This window comes from Citrobacter sp. EC_71 (genome assembly GCF_019584005.1).
Lineage (GTDB): Bacteria > Pseudomonadota > Gammaproteobacteria > Enterobacterales > Enterobacteriaceae > Citrobacter > Citrobacter werkmanii.
Genome location: NZ_VDAY01000029.1, coordinates 1 through 15114 on the forward strand (window position 1 = coordinate 1; position 15114 = coordinate 15114).

The following is a 15114-nucleotide window of genomic DNA, read 5'->3' on the forward strand; positions in this document are numbered from 1 at the left end:
TAAGCCCTATTCCTGGCATAGCGGGTACATTTTCTGGTGGAGTCGCAGGTGAGGTATTCAATGTTTTAGTAGACCCTAACAATAGTGAAGTTAATGAGGGTAAATCAAAATGACCTTCAAAAGATGGTTTTTATTACTGATTACCCTCATTTTTGCGTTCGTAGTAACGGCTGATATTATTGTTTTCGTGATGTATTTTGCTGCAAAGCTATATCTATATGTTGTGCGTGATGTTCCACTCACAACATATCTTCCTGGCTTTTTAAGGCTTATTAGAGGTGCTTCCTTTGGTGGTTTGATAGCTGGTATCGGATGCTGGTATATTTATTATAAAAACGAAAAGATGTAGTTGAGAATAATCTTCTTGGTGGAAATGAGGACGCGCAGGCAGCATGGATACGTCAGCATGGTATAGATATGGCGAGTTGTTCTGATAACCCTGGTGGAGCCGCCTGTCAGAAAGTGATAAATGAGCGTGATGCGGTAGGACTTGCGCTGGCAACAGGTGCAGTGGCTCTGCTCCCTGACAGTGCCCAGGCGATGTGGGGACCGGGCGCGGGGCAAATGCAGGAATTGGCTACCTGGCGGATGGCACAATAGATCCAGCAAGCGTAGTCATTGTTGGCTTAGTGCATGAACGGTAGGCTGGAATGCAGCGGGGAGTTTGGTTAGCCTTTATTCGAAAGGGGACTGCGGCGTGTCACTGCCTGATGCGCTGCGCTTATCAGGCCTACGGGGTGAATCTTTATTTGCTTGCGTTAAATTAGCGGTAAATCGCCTAAATCATGTAGCACACCAGGAAAGGTTTTTAACTATAGGGTCACTTTATGTTTATTAAGGTATCTTCGCGCTGCGATTAAAATAAAAAACTTTCTTTATTACACTTTTATTTCACTAAAGTTATTATACCGAACTGAATAAAATAAATGCGAAGCGGCTTCAGAAAGTATATTGGTTAAATGCAATATATTGCAGCCAATAAAACAGATCGCGAACTATGAAATAAGAATGCTATGATTCACATCAGACGCGGCAGACAACTGCTGGCACAGGCATTCACCCCGGAGCACCTCATGAACAACGACATTCCGCTAAAATATTATGATATCGCCGACGAGTACGCGACCGAAGCCGCAAAGCCGGTAAGCGATGCCGAACGCGACGCGCTGGCGCACTACTTCCAGCAACTGATCACCCGTTTAATGAACAATGAAGAGATTAGCGAAGAAGCGCAGCAGGAGATGGCAACCGTGGCCGGTGTCGACGCGCAGCGTATCGACGATATCGCAGAGTTCCTCAATCGCTGGGGTAACGAGTAGCCAAAGACGTGGTCTGTGTTTTACACTGCGCGCAAATTCAGTAGATATACTTTGCGAGTATTAGATTTAATCAGGTGGAAACAGCAATGAACGGAACAATCACAACGTGGTTTAAAGATAAAGGCTTTGGATTTATCAAAGATGAAAATGGCGATAACCGCTATTTTCATGTGATTAAGGTTGCTAATCCTGAGCTGATCAAGAAAGACGCGGCGGTAACCTTTGAACCGACCACCAACAACAAAGGTCTGTCTGCCTATGCGGTGAAGGTCATACCAGACAGTAAATACATCTATATCGCTGGCGAACGTCTGAAGCTCACGGCGATCAAGTCGTACCTGGTATACAGCGAAGAAGTCCCTGTTGAGACCCGTATTGATAAAGAAAACGCGGTGCTGTCTGTCGGCGTGCTGATGAACAGCATCCGGCCGAAATCAGAGGTGAAGCCAGGTGAAATGCGTAAGCTGAAAAAACTGGCTATCACCACTTTCCAGGGCACGACGCTGATTTTCTCCGAAGATGAAATCGACATCGAGGCGACAGTGAAACTGCTTAAGGTCTGAAGCTCTTCAGACTGATAAGTGCCGCAACTCTGCTATCCATTGCTCCATGCGGATGTTGTTGCTCTGAGCGCAGAGGATGTTAGAAACCGCTCGCTCAGAGCAGAAAACGTTATTCAATTGCTGAAGCCGTTGCTGGCTCCGCGTCCTTATTATCGCTGTGGTCCAATTAGCTAGGATAAAAACAAAAGAATCAGGACGGAGTCTGGTAATAATCTATTCATAATGTTAATTATTGATTAAATAAAAGTAGCATCTCATGAAGTTGGGGTATTTTTATTTCTCATAGACGAGAATTTACACATCATGATATAATATGGTGGAGAAAACTCGCGGTTTATTAATCTGCGCGTAATGTAAATAAATTTTCGGGGAGTGCATTCCAGTGGGACGTAAATGGGCCAATATTGTTGGTAAAAAAACGGCTAAAGACGGTGCAACGTCTAAAGTATATTCAAAATTTGGTGTGGAAATCTATGCAGCTGCTAAACAAGGTGATCCAGACCCAGAATTAAACACTGCTTTAAAATTCGTTATTGAACGTGCGAAACAAGCCCAGGTTCCCAAGCACGTTATTGATAAAGCGATTGATAAAGCCAAAGGTGGCAGCGACGAAACGTTCATGCAAGGGCGTTATGAAGGCTTTGGTCCAAGTGGTTCCATGATTATCGCTGAAACCCTGACTTCAAACGTTAACCGCACAATTGCTAATATTCGCTCAATCTTCAATAAAAAAGGCGGGAATATCGGGGCGGCAGGTTCTGTCAGCTACATGTTTGACAATACTGGTGTGATCGTATTTAAAGGCACTGATCCTGACCACATTTTTGAAACTTTGCTTGAAGCTGAAGTCGATGTTCGTGATGTCACCGAAGATGAAGGCAATATCATTATTTATACTGAGTCTACCGACCTTCATAAAGGCATTGCAGCGTTAAAAGCAGCGGGAATTACAGAGTTCTCAACAACAGAATTAGAAATGATTGCTCAATCAGAAATTGAACTGTCGGCAGAAGATTTAGAAATCTTTGCAGGGCTTGTTGATGCCCTTGAAGATGACGATGATGTTCAAAAAGTATATCATAACGTTGCAAATCTCTAATTCTAAATTAAAGAAATCTGTCATTGTGGCAGATTTTTTTAACGAATAGATTTGTTATAAAAAGTATATCTGGCCAGACAGTACGGCAGAAAAAAGTAAATATCTGCTGGCTCAATTTTGGTTCTGTCTCGCCAGCCACTGACCGACGATAGGCCATAATTTCTCCGCACTCCGCGTCCGAAAAAAGCCCATGTGTCCCACGGAAGAAAGACCAAAATCTGCGTGCCGAATTTCGCGATGTTCGATTTTTGCGTTTTGCACTGGCTCCATCAGGGATGCAATGGCTTCAGGGTTAGCCCACGGGTCGTCATCAAAACCCATCACCAGTAAAGGTAAGGTTATCTCACTTGCCCGTTGGCGTGCATCCCAGTCTGGATCGTCGTAGAAATAACCCGGCATTGCGCTCCAGCGTCCCCACTGAAGCATCACGGGAGCTGGCAAATCTTCGCCCAGCCCAAGGCGCCTGGCAGGCATATACCCGAAGATACGGCAAAGAACAGGGGCCAGAACACGCAGCAGGCACCAGACCCGCACCTTCTCTGCCGTTTGTTTTATTGTGCTCGTCACCCCGGCATGGGAGGCCACAATGACGGCCGCGTGCAGGGCGGAGGTGGCCGTGGAAAGCAGAACCGCATGCCCGCCGACACTGTGTCCTACCGCCAGCAGGTTAAGTCCGGGGAAACGCGTTTTAGCCCAGGTAGTAATGCAGCCCACGTCCTGCTCGATCCAGTCTGACATTGAGATGCTGTAGCTACGGAGCTTCCCGGATTTTGAGCGGCCCGTTCCACGGTAATCGTAAGTGATGACACTGAATCCCTGATTAAAAAGGTACTCTGCAAATCCCTTATAAAAAGCCTGTACCACCGCCGTGGCTGGGTGAAGAATAACGATCGCTTTGGCATCACTTCTTTCCCAGATCTTGGCAGACAGAAATCCGCCTTCATTTACGGGTATTATTATTGAATTCATTCGTTGAGCCTTATCTTTGTGGTCATACCAGTGAGTTCTGAATTCAATGTAGCTTTAACTACCAAATCTGGCGATTTTTTTGTTCTGTATCCCGGCCTCGTTAAAGGAGACCGTGAATAACGTAAGGCTATTTAAGCTTTCCTCTCAGAGCTTCATAGACCTCAAGCGCTTTCTGCACATTCGCCTCATCCAACGATATCTCCGAGATGTCGATAAACCACGTTCCTGAGCTATTGATAATCTATCTAAAATCTAATAATCAGGATAATCCTGTTAATTTTACAGAATGTGTAGTTATATTATGTAAATGCGCTTCGTTAATCGTCAAATGATTCCAAATAACTCCAGATATTAACCATATTTAGTAGCCATCTACAGCCACTTCGATACAGTAAACGGTTGTAAAAAAATAATTGTAAAGTAACATATGACTAATCAAAGTGGATGATTATGTCTGTTACTCTATAGTGGAAAAATACAAACATTCATCCATCAAAATTATAATCATCGAGATGAATAAATAAAAATGGGAAGAAATAATAAACGAAAGGCTCCGCAATCTAATCCGTCAAAAAAAAAGCAAAAGGATAAGAGTGTACCTAAATCTTTTCTCAAAAAATTAAGTGGTTTTATTTTATGGCTCTCAGCTACTGGTGGGCTTACATTTGCTGTTACCTATGTTTTCGATTTTTTGACTGGAGATGTAGAGGTCAAGTACGTTAAATCTTCTGGAAGAAGTTATGAATTTAACTTAACGAATAAAAGTTCTACCGACCAGGTTATTGAGTCTTTCAGAATAATTCCTGATTTTGAACAAAAAGTAATATATAAAATAACTAAAGATATCACCGGTGTTTTTACTAAGAATGGTGTTTCAATTCCTGGGAGGAATATATCCTTTATGCCTGCGTATGAGTATAAAGAAATGAATGGCTACGTATTAGCTGCGAAGTCTGATGTGAATTTCTTTGTCCCACCTTTGGTGGCGAGGAATTATGTAGAGCCGGAGTATGTTGTAGTATTTGCTGAATATAGGACGAAGTCAAATAATAAATACATGGCAAAGCTTGAATCTGCGTTAATAAATCTAAAGCTTAGAGATGGTGTTAAACGTCAAAAATATTTAATTGTTAATAATTTCTGGACTCCTATAAGCAATAGCAATTTTGTCGATGCAGTAAAAATCGCTTGTCGAGATGATGATGTCTTTGCAAAAACGGAAGAATGTAAAAAATATATTAATAATTGATTATTTTTTGCTTTTATTTTTTTTGTGAGAAAAATTTGGTGTTTATCACACAGAGTTTTTGTTGGCTATATATTATGTGTATGTATAAAGTGACAACGAAAAATAGGAATATTTTAAGCCTGGAGGTAAGATGAAAAATTTAATATTTATTGTGGATGAAGATCTTCAAGATGAACCCTCGACCGAGGAAATAATTACGACGCTAATTTCTGATGGCGAAGAAATACCTCTCGAAAATACAGTGAAAAAAGGAAAGCCATTTACCGCTTCTAAAGGGAATTGCGAGACAGAAAATAGTGATCGTAAAATGATAAATCCTTTAGTGGCCAATATTGCGCTTGAAATGGCTGCGAGATTGTTACCATTACCTGTCGCCGTTCTTGTGAACGCAGCACCTGCCGCTTATTCTTTATATCAATTGTTTTCAAAAAAAGATGAAGAAGATGTTTCCGTTGCCAGCTTGAGACAATCTGCAAGTTCTTTCGATAAATATTTAAAACGTATAAGTATGACTATCGATATGGCCTTAAAGGAAAATTACCGTTTTCAACCTGGTCATCCTCAGATAAATCAAGCTTACATTAAACACCCTCTGTCAGAGGATAATGAGTCTAAAAAAGATCTTTATATCCTCAGTGACAGCTTGGATGATATCCTGCTTCAGGAACGAGAGGCTGAGATGATAAGAGTATTTGTAAGTCTGGGTGCGACGAAAATAGAATTTCGCAAGGAAAATAAATCGAATTTATTAAGTGATGCTAAAGTAGAAATTGATGCTGCATTACCTGTTAGTTCAGCTGAGACTAACATAAAATTAAATTCAGCGACCACGGATATCGGTAGCGCTAAACGAGTTATTACTTTAGCTGGTTGTGAATGGAAAAAAGGTAAGGAACTTGATAGATCAGCATTTAGCTGGTTACCGTATGAACCATCATGGGAAAGCATTGTATTTGCAAGGGAAAAGGGTGGTTGCCTTAGTGCAGAACTGGAACTAAAAAAGAAGAGCGTATTCTCATCGACTAAAGAGGGACGTTTAGGATTTGGCATGAATGCGTTCAAAAGTTCAATAGGCGCAAGCGTGGATCTCAATCGAGAGCAAGATGAGAACTATACAGTTTATGTTGAGTTTAATCAGCCAGTGTAATATGCCATTTTGATTTCAATCCTGTTGGCAATCATCGATTGCTTAATCGATGATTGCCATTTATATGTGACAATATAGTGTAAACTAACCTAAATGACATGATGTCGCTATTTGCCCCAGCCATCCTTAAGCCTGACGCTCCTATACCTAACAAATGTGATTTACTTCACCTCCCGGCAACCAAAATCTCCTGTGACTCCACGCCGTCCTCTATCTGTTTCGCCACTTTTTGTAAGGCCGGAAGATGCTTTTCCGCTGCCTGCTCGATGCTCATGGCGCTGGCTATATACACCAGGTTCAGACAACCGATAACCCGCTGTTCACTGCGGATGGGAACGGCGATGGAGGCGATTTTTTCTTCCTGATCCCACCCGCGATAGTTCTGTCCAAAGCCGTCTTTACGTGCGCGGGCCAGAATAGCGTCGAGCTTCAGCGGTTCGCGGGCTAACTGGAACTCTTCTCCCGGTCTTGAGGCCAGTATTTCAATCAGTTCCTGACGTTCATTCTCCGGGCAAAATGCCAGCCAGGTCAGGCCGGAGGCGGTTTTCAGCAGCGGTAAACGACGTCCGACCATCGCCCGGTGAAATGACAGACGGCTGAAGCGGTGGGTGGTTTCACGTACTACCATCGCGTCAACGTCCAGTGTGGACACGTCGGTCGGCCAGATGACTTCGCGCAGCAAATCCCCCAACAGCGGAGCGGCGAGCGCAGAAATCCACTGCTCGTCACGAAATCCCTCGCTGAGCTGACGGACTTTAATGGTTAAGCGAAAGCTGTCATCGGACAGGCTGCGCCGGACGTACCCCTCATCCTGCAACGTTTCCAGCAGACGTCTGACCGTGGTGCGGTGCAGGCCGCTTAGCTCGGCAAGCAGGGCAACGCTGGCCCCACCGTCAAGCCGATTTAACATATTTAATAACATTAACCCGCGCGTTAATCCGCGCACGGTTTTGTATTCAGTACCGTCGTCACTTTTTATATTCATTGACAAATCTACAGATAAAACAACGTTGTGCACTTAGTGCACATCCAGGCATGTTTTGATTGTAGCGCAAAAACTCACTTCTATACTGACCGCACAATAAAAATTATTCACATATTTTTAACAAAACAAATTGCGCCTCACCAGGGCCTGCAATTGCGTTTTGTCCGAGTAGTGAGGTTCTGAAATGACAACTATAAATCCTGATATCCAACCCGCAGTGCAGCACACCGTGCAGGTAGCGATTGCTGGAGCCGGCCCGGTAGGGCTGATGATGGCGAATTATCTTGGTCAGATGGGTATTGAGGTACTGGTGGTAGAGAAGCTCGACACGCTGATCGACTATCCCCGCGCCATCGGTATTGACGATGAAGCGCTGCGTACCATGCAGTCCGTTGGTCTGGTCGAGAACGTTTTGCCACACACCACGCCGTGGCACGCGATGCGCTTTCTTACCCCGAAAGGCCGCTGCTTTGCCGATATCCAGCCGATGACCGACGAATTTGGCTGGTCGCGCCGCAATGCGTTCATTCAGCCGCAGGTAGATGCGGTGATGCTGGAAGGGCTGTCACGTTTCCCCAACGTGCGTTGCCTGTTTTCTCGCGAACTGGAAGCCTTCAGCCAGCAAAATGGCGAAGTGACGCTGAACCTGAAAGCGCCGGACGGCCAGCGGGAAACGGTGAAGGCCCAGTGGCTGGTGGCCTGCGACGGTGGCGCCAGCAACGTCAGGCGCTCGCTGAATGTGCCATTTGAAGGTAAAACCGCACCGAATCAGTGGATTGTAGTGGATATCGCCAACGATCCGCTGAGTACGCCGCATGTGTACCTGTGCTGCGATCCGGTGCGCCCGTATGTTTCTGCGGCGCTGCCGCATGCGGTGCGCCGCTTTGAATTTATGGTGATGCCGGGAGAAACCGAAGCCCAGCTTAGCGAGCCGCAGAATATGCGCCAACTCTTGAGCAAAGTGCTGCCGAACCCGGATAACGTCGAGCTGATCCGCCAGCGCGTGTACACCCATAACGCCCGGCTGGCCGAACGCTTTCGTATTGACCGTGTGCTGCTGGCGGGCGACGCGGCGCACATTATGCCGGTCTGGCAGGGGCAGGGGTACAACAGCGGTATGCGCGATGCCTTCAATCTGGCGTGGAAACTGGCGCTGGTGATTAATGGCAAAGCCGGTGATGCGCTGCTGGATACCTACCAGCAGGAGCGCCGCGATCACGCCAAAGCGATGATTGATTTGTCGGTTACCGCAGGCAACGTGCTGGCGCCGCCAAAACGCTGGCACGGCGCGGTACGCGACGGAGTTTCCTGGCTGCTGAACTACATCCCACCGGTCAAACGTTACTTCCTGGAAATGCGTTTTAAGCCGATGCCGCAGTACCACATTGGGGCGTTGGTGCGTGAAGGTGACGTGAAAACCTCGCCAGTCGGCAAGATGTTTATCCAGCCGAAGGTCACGCTGGAAACCGGCGAAGTGACGTTGCTCGACAACGTCATCGGCCCGAATTTCGCGGTGATTGGCTGGGGCTGTAATCCGCTGTGGGGCATGAGTGAAGTGCAGATCCAACAGTGGCAGGCGCTGGGGACGCGGTTTATCCAGGTGGTGCCGGATACGCAGATACATACCGATCAGGATAACCATGACGGCGTTATCCGCATTGGCGATACGCAAAACCGTCTGCGCGCGTGGTTTGCCCAACACAATGCCGCACTGGTGGTGATGCGCCCGGACCGCTTTGTGGCGGCCATCGCTATTCCGCAAACCCTGGGCAACACCCTGAATAAACTGGCGTCGGTGATGACGCTCACCCGCGTAAATACCGATCTTCCTGTTGAAAAGGTAGCCTGATATGCACGCTTATCTTCACTGTCTTTCCCACTCGCCGCTGGTGGGCTATGTCGACCCGGCGCAGGCCGTGCTTGATGAAGTTAACGGCGTGATCGCCAGCGCCCGCGCACGTATTGCGGCGTTCGACCCTGAGCTGGTGGTGCTGTTTGCCCCCGATCACTACAACGGTTTTTTCTACGATGTGATGCCGCCGTTCTGTTTAGGCGTAGGAGCCACCGCAATTGGCGATTTCGGCAGCGCCGCTGGGGAACTGCCGGTGCCCACCGATCTCGCTGAGGCCTGCGCCCATGCGGTGATGAAAAGCGGTATCGATCTTGCCGTGTCCTACAACATGCAGGTCGATCACGGCTTTGCGCAGCCACTGGAGTTTTTGCTCGGCGGTCTGGATAAGGTGCCGGTGTTACCGGTGTTTATTAACGGCGTCGCCACGCCGCTGCCGGGCTTTCAGCGTACCCGCATGCTCGGTGAAGCCATTGGTCGTTTCGCCAGTTCGCTGAATAAACGCGTGCTGTTTTTAGGTTCTGGTGGACTGTCGCATCAGCCACCGGTGCCGGAGCTGGCGAAGGCCGATGCCCATATGCGCGACCGTCTGCTCGGCAGCGGCAAACAGTTACCCGAGAACGAGCGTGAATTGCGCCAGCAGCGAGTGATCAGCGCCGCCGAAAAATTTGTGCAAGACCAGCACACACTGCATCCGCTTAACCCCGTCTGGGATAACCGCTTTATGACCCTGCTTGAGCAGGGACGTTTGCAGGAACTGGACACGGTCAGCAATGAAGAGCTATCCGCGATGGCGGGCAAATCAACGCACGAAGTGAAAACCTGGGTTGCCGCTTTCGCTGCCATTTCTGCCTTTGGCAACTGGCGCAGCGAAGGTCGTTACTATCGCCCGATCCCGGAGTGGATCGCCGGATTCGGCTCCCTGAGCGCCACCACACAGAACTGAAACAGAACTGAATATGCAGGAGAAAATCATGACTTACCAACCGCAAACCGAAGCCGCCACCAGCCGTTTTCTGGAGGTGCAGGAGGCAGGCGAAACCCTGCGCGTACATTTCAATGACTGTGGGCAGGGCGAAGAGACCGTGGTGCTACTGCACGGCTCAGGTCCTGGCGCGACGGGCTGGGCGAACTTCAGCCGCAACATCGATCCGCTGGTTGAGGCCGGATACCGGGTGATCCTGCTGGATTGCCCTGGCTGGGGGAAAAGCGATGGGATCGTTAACCGCGGTTCGCGATCCGATCTCAACGCCCGCATTCTGAAAAGCGTGGTCGATCAGCTGGATATTCAGAAAATCCACCTGCTGGGTAACTCAATGGGCGGACACAGTGCAGTGGCGTTTACTCTCACCTGGCCGGAGCGCGTGGGCAAGCTGGTACTGATGGGCGGTGGAACGGGCGGCATGAGCCTGTTTACCCCGATGCCGACCGAAGGCATCAAGCGTCTGAATCAGCTGTATCGTGAGCCGACCATCGAAAACCTCAAGCTGATGATGGAGATCTTTGTCTTCGACACCAGTGACCTGACTGAAGCGCTGTTTGAGGCGCGTCTGAATAACATGCTGTCGCGCCGCGATCACCTGGAAAACTTTGTCCAGAGCCTGGAAGCCAACCCGAAACAGTTCCCGGATTTCAGTCCGCGGTTGGGTGAAATCAAGGCGCAGACCCTGATTGTCTGGGGCCGCAACGACCGGTTCGTGCCGATGGACGCCGGTCTGCGCCTGCTCTCCGGGATTGCCGGTTCTGAACTGCACATCTACCGCGACTGCGGGCACTGGGCGCAATGGGAACATGCGGATGCATTTAACCAACTGGTGCTGAACTTCCTCGCACGCCCTTAAGGAACTGACATGACGAATCTTAATCTTGAGCAGTTAGCTGCTGATTTACGCCAGGCAGAGGAAAAAGGGGAAGCTATCGCCCCGCTGCGCGAATTGATTGGCGTGGACAATGCCGACGCGGCCTATGCCATTCAGCGCATCAACGTGCAGGACAGCGTGGCGCGCGGGCGGCGCGTGGTTGGGCGCAAAGTGGGGCTGACGCACCCGAAAGTGCAACAACAGCTGGGCGTCGATCAGCCGGATTTCGGCACGCTGTTTGCCGACATGTGCTACGGCGATAACGACACCATTCCGTTTTCGCGTGTACTGCAACCGCGTATTGAAGCGGAAATTGCGCTGGTGCTGAACCGCGATCTGCCCAATGCCGACACCACTTTTGATGAGCTGTATAACGCCATCGAGTGGGTGCTGCCCGCGCTGGAAGTGGTTGGCAGCCGTATCCGCGACTGGTCAATAAAGTTTGTCGATACCGTGGCGGATAACGCCTCCTGCGGCGTGTATGTGGTCGGCGGCCCGGCGCAGCGTCCGGCAGGGTTAGATCTGAAAAACTGCGCGATGAAAATGACGCGCAATCACGAAGAGGTCTCCAGCGGGCGCGGCAGCGAATGTCTGGGGCATCCGATCAACGCCGCCGTATGGCTGGCGCGCAAAATGGCCAGCCTCGGCGAGCCGCTGCGTGCGGGGGACATCATTCTCACCGGGGCGTTAGGCCCGATGGTATCAGTGAATGCGGGCGATCGTTTTGAAGCCCATATCGACGGTATTGGTTCAGTTGCCGCCACTTTTTCAGCGGCGGTTACAAAAGGAAGTCAGTCATGAGTAAGCGTAAAGTCGCCATTATCGGCTCCGGCAACATCGGCACCGATTTGATGATTAAAATTCTGCGCCACGGCGTGCATCTGGAGATGGCGGTGATGGTGGGGATTGACCCGCAATCCGATGGTCTGGCGCGCGCTCGACGCATGGGCGTTGCCACCACCCATGAAGGGGTGACCGGGCTTATCGCCATGCCGGAATTTGCCGATATCGACATCGTGTTTGACGCCACCAGCGCGGGGGCACATGTGAAGAACGATGCTGCGCTGCGCGCCGTTAAACCGGGGATCCGCCTGATCGACCTGACACCTGCGGCGATCGGTCCGTACTGCGTGCCGGTGGTGAATCTGGAGGCTAACGTTGTCCAGCAGAACGTCAATATGGTGACCTGCGGCGGGCAGGCGACTATCCCGATGGTGGCGGCAGTCTCGCGCGTGGCAAAAGTCCATTACGCCGAAATTATTGCCTCGATCGCCAGTAAATCTGCGGGGCCGGGCACTCGCGCCAATATTGATGAGTTCACCGAAACCACCTCAAAGGCGATTGAAGTCGTCGGCGGCGCCGAAAAAGGTAAAGCCATCATTGTGCTTAACCCGGCCGAACCGCCGCTGATGATGCGCGACACGGTGTATGTACTGAGTGAAGCGGCCTCCGAGATTGAAGTTGAGGCGTCTATCAACGAGATGGCGGCGGCGGTACAGGCCTATGTGCCGGGTTATCGCCTGAAACAGCGCGTGCAGTTTGAAGTCATTCCACAGGATAAACCGGTGAATCTGCCGGGTATCGGCCAGTTCTCCGGGCTGAAAACCGCGGTGTATCTGGAAGTCGAAGGTGCGGCGCACTACCTGCCAGCTTATGCGGGCAACCTCGACATTATGACCTCCAGCGCGCTGGCGACCGCTGAGAAGATGGCGCAGTCACTCACCCGTCAGGCAGGAGAAGCAGCATGAACGGTAAAAAACTCTATATCTCTGACGTGACCCTGCGTGACGGTATGCACGCCATTCGTCACCAGTATTCGCTGGAAAACGTGCGCCAGATTGCGAAAGCGCTGGATGATGCGCGGGTCGATTCTATTGAAGTGGCGCATGGTGATGGTTTACAAGGTTCCAGCTTTAACTACGGCTTTGGCGCGCACAGCGATCTCGAGTGGATTGAAGCGGCGGCGGACGTGGTGCAGCACGCTAAGATCGCCACGCTGTTGCTGCCGGGGATCGGTACTATTCACGACCTGAAAAATGCGTATCAGGCCGGGGCGCGGGTGGTACGCGTGGCGACCCACTGCACCGAAGCGGACGTGTCGGCCCAGCATATTCAATATGCACGCGAATTGGGTATGGATACCGTCGGCTTTCTGATGATGAGCCACATGACCACGCCGGAAAATCTGGCGCAGCAGGCGAAGCTGATGGAAAACTACGGCGCGACTTGTATCTACGTGGTCGATTCCGGCGGGGCGATGAACATGAGCGATATTCGCGCCCGCTTCCGCGCCCTGAAAGCGGTACTGAAGCCGGAGACGGAAACCGGAATGCATGCGCACCACAACCTCAGTCTCGGTGTGGCGAACTCGATTGCTGCGGTGGAAGAGGGCTGCGATCGTATCGACGCCAGCCTGGCGGGGATGGGCGCAGGCGCGGGCAATGCGCCGCTGGAAGTGTTTATCGCTGCTGCGGATAAGCTCGGTTGGCAGCACGGCACCGATCTGTATGCGCTGATGGATGCTGCCGACGATCTGGTGCGTCCGCTGCAGGACCGCCCGGTGCGGGTGGATCGCGAAACGCTGGCGCTGGGCTACGCCGGGGTGTACTCCAGCTTCCTGCGTCATTGCGAAGTGGCGGCGGCGCGTTATGGCCTGAGCGCGGTCGATATTCTGGTTGAACTGGGCAAGCGCCGAATGGTGGGCGGCCAGGAAGATATGATCGTCGACGTGGCGCTGGATCTGCGTAACAGCAAATAAAAATGATTACGCGGCTGGCAATGTATCAGCCGCGATTCACCTGCATCGTGACCTCAGAGGTACATCTTATGACTACCCGTACCCCCGCATCCTGGCGCCTGACGTTGACCGTCGGGCTGTGTTTTTTAGTCGCGCTGATGGAAGGGCTGGATCTCCAGGCCGCCGGGATCGCTGCCGTCGGTATCGCTCATGCGTTTGCGCTGGATAAAATGCAGATGGGCTGGATCTTCAGCGCGGGCATTCTCGGCCTGCTGCCCGGCGCGTTGGTCGGCGGTATACTGGCCGATCGCTATGGCCGCAAGCGTATTCTCATTGCCTCCGTGGCGCTGTTCGGCCTGTTCTCGCTGGCGACGGCGATTTCCTGGGATTTCTCGTCGCTGGTCGTTGCCCGTCTGATGACCGGCGTCGGGCTGGGCGCGGCATTGCCGAATCTGATTGCGCTGACCTCCGAAGCGGCGGGTCCACGTTTTCGCGGCACGGCGGTGAGCCTGATGTATTGCGGCGTACCGATTGGCGCGGCGCTGGCGGCGGCGCTTGGGTTTAGCGGGCTCGCCTCCGCCTGGCAAACGGTGTTCTGGGTTGGTGGGGTGATCCCGCTGCTGCTGGTTCCGTTGTTGATGCGCTGGCTGCCGGAATCGCAGGTTTATACCCAACAAACGCAGGTGGCTGCCGCGCCGTTGCGCGCCCTGTTTGCGCCAGCGACGGCGAGCGCTACGCTGCTGCTGTGGCTGTGCTATTTCTTCACCCTGCTGGTGGTGTATATGCTGATCAACTGGCTACCGATGCTGCTGGTGGAGCAGGGGTTTCAGCCCTCGCAGGCAGCAGGCGTGATGTTTGCTCTGCAAATCGGCGCGGCCAGCGGGACGTTAATTCTCGGGGCGTTGATGGACAAACTGCGTCCGGTGGTGATGTCGCTGCTGATCTACACCGGGATGTTGGCTTCGCTACTGGCGCTGGGGACGGTGTCGTCATTGAGCGGTATGCTGATGGCGGGATTTGTCGCGGGGATGTTTGCCACCGGTGGGCAAAGCGTGCTGTATGCGCTGGCGCCGTTATTTTACAACACGCAGATCCGCGCCACCGGCGTGGGCACCGCCGTCGCCGTCGGACGTTTGGGCGCGATGAGCGGCCCGCTGCTGGCCGGGAAAATGTTAGCGCTGGGCACCGGAACGGTGGGCGTGATGGCGGCGTCTGCGCCGGGGATTTTGCTGGCGGGCCTGGCGGTATTTATTCTGATGAGCCGTAAATCGCAGATGCCGATCCCGGCTAACGGTGCTTAAGCGATCGTCCGGAGTGGAGTGCCCGACGCGGGCATCT

General features: G+C 51.4%; 14 protein-coding genes and 1 pseudogene. 13 read left to right on the plus strand and 2 right to left on the minus strand.

Annotated elements, in window-relative coordinates; translation table 11 throughout:
- Positions 1–339: 339 nt before the first annotated feature.
- The 4 genes and pseudogenes from FHD02_RS24915 to FHD02_RS21835 all read left to right on the plus strand — a co-directional run.
- Positions 340–661: pseudogene (locus FHD02_RS24915) on the plus strand (adhesin); the annotation flags it as partial.
- A gap of 412 nt (positions 662–1073) precedes the next feature.
- Positions 1074–1319, plus strand: coding sequence for a YmjA family protein (locus tag FHD02_RS21825; protein WP_042310259.1), 246 nt, complete (start codon positions 1074–1076; stop codon positions 1317–1319).
- Positions 1320–1405: 86 nt separating this feature from the next.
- Complete coding sequence (locus FHD02_RS21830; protein ID WP_061383007.1) at positions 1406–1882, plus strand: cold-shock protein; 477 nt, start codon at positions 1406–1408, stop codon at positions 1880–1882.
- A gap of 382 nt (positions 1883–2264) precedes the next feature.
- A complete protein-coding gene (locus FHD02_RS21835) occupies positions 2265–2981 on the plus strand; it encodes a YebC/PmpR family DNA-binding transcriptional regulator (RefSeq protein WP_042310255.1) in 717 nt (238 codons plus the stop codon).
- A 111-nt stretch (positions 2982–3092) separates the two neighbouring features.
- On the opposite strand, the gene FHD02_RS21840 is transcribed toward FHD02_RS21835, so the two are convergent.
- Positions 3093–3950 carry an alpha/beta fold hydrolase gene (locus FHD02_RS21840; RefSeq protein ID WP_220394310.1) on the minus strand — a complete coding sequence of 286 codons (858 nt, stop codon included), beginning with the start codon at positions 3948–3950 and terminating at the stop codon, positions 3093–3095.
- Positions 3951–4476: 526 nt separating this feature from the next.
- Between FHD02_RS21840 and FHD02_RS21845 the strand changes: the two genes are divergently transcribed.
- Both FHD02_RS21845 and FHD02_RS21850 read left to right on the plus strand, forming a co-directional pair.
- A complete protein-coding gene (locus FHD02_RS21845) occupies positions 4477–5199 on the plus strand; it encodes a hypothetical protein (RefSeq protein ID WP_220394311.1) in 723 nt (240 codons plus the stop codon).
- A gap of 130 nt (positions 5200–5329) precedes the next feature.
- Entirely contained in the window at positions 5330–6346 is a 1017-nt protein-coding gene (locus tag FHD02_RS21850) for a hypothetical protein (protein WP_137360358.1), read from the plus strand.
- A 166-nt stretch (positions 6347–6512) separates the two neighbouring features.
- Here FHD02_RS21850 and FHD02_RS21855 read toward each other — a convergent pair whose 3' ends face one another.
- Positions 6513–7331, minus strand: a complete 819-nt coding sequence (locus FHD02_RS21855) for a DNA-binding transcriptional regulator (RefSeq protein ID WP_255597480.1) — start codon at positions 7329–7331, stop codon at positions 6513–6515.
- A gap of 184 nt (positions 7332–7515) precedes the next feature.
- On the opposite strand from FHD02_RS21855, the gene FHD02_RS21860 reads away from it, so the two are divergent.
- The 7 genes from FHD02_RS21860 (at position 7516) to mhpT (ending at position 15077) form a co-directional block, all read left to right on the plus strand.
- Positions 7516–9180 carry a bifunctional 3-(3-hydroxy-phenyl)propionate/3-hydroxycinnamic acid hydroxylase gene (locus tag FHD02_RS21860; RefSeq protein WP_137360359.1) on the plus strand — a complete coding sequence of 555 codons (1665 nt, stop codon included), beginning with the start codon at positions 7516–7518 and terminating at the stop codon, positions 9178–9180.
- A 1-nt stretch (position 9181) separates the two neighbouring features.
- On the plus strand, positions 9182–10126 hold the full coding sequence (gene mhpB, locus FHD02_RS21865; RefSeq protein ID WP_079225290.1) for a 2,3-dihydroxyphenylpropionate/2,3-dihydroxicinnamic acid 1,2-dioxygenase: 945 nt from the start codon (positions 9182–9184) through the stop codon (positions 10124–10126).
- 28 nt (positions 10127–10154) lie between these two features.
- Positions 10155–11021, plus strand: coding sequence for a 2-hydroxy-6-oxonona-2,4-dienedioate hydrolase (gene mhpC / locus FHD02_RS21870; RefSeq protein WP_079225288.1), 867 nt, complete (start codon positions 10155–10157; stop codon positions 11019–11021).
- 9 nt (positions 11022–11030) lie between these two features.
- Entirely contained in the window at positions 11031–11840 is an 810-nt protein-coding gene (gene mhpD / locus FHD02_RS21875) for a 2-keto-4-pentenoate hydratase (protein WP_042310238.1), read from the plus strand.
- The gene (gene mhpF, locus FHD02_RS21880; protein WP_137370940.1) at positions 11837–12787 is read left to right on the plus strand and encodes an acetaldehyde dehydrogenase; all 951 of its coding nucleotides are present in this window, start codon (positions 11837–11839) and stop codon (positions 12785–12787) included. The genes mhpD and mhpF overlap by 4 nt, the downstream gene beginning before the upstream one ends.
- Positions 12784–13797 (plus strand): 4-hydroxy-2-oxovalerate aldolase, encoded by a 1014-nt coding sequence (mhpE, locus tag FHD02_RS21885; protein WP_038638043.1) that lies wholly within the window; start codon positions 12784–12786, stop codon positions 13795–13797. The genes mhpF and mhpE overlap by 4 nt, the downstream gene beginning before the upstream one ends.
- A 68-nt stretch (positions 13798–13865) precedes the next feature.
- Complete coding sequence (gene mhpT, locus FHD02_RS21890) at positions 13866–15077, plus strand: 3-(3-hydroxy-phenyl)propionate transporter MhpT (protein WP_137360362.1); 1212 nt, start codon at positions 13866–13868, stop codon at positions 15075–15077.
- Positions 15078–15114: the final 37 nt, after the last annotated feature.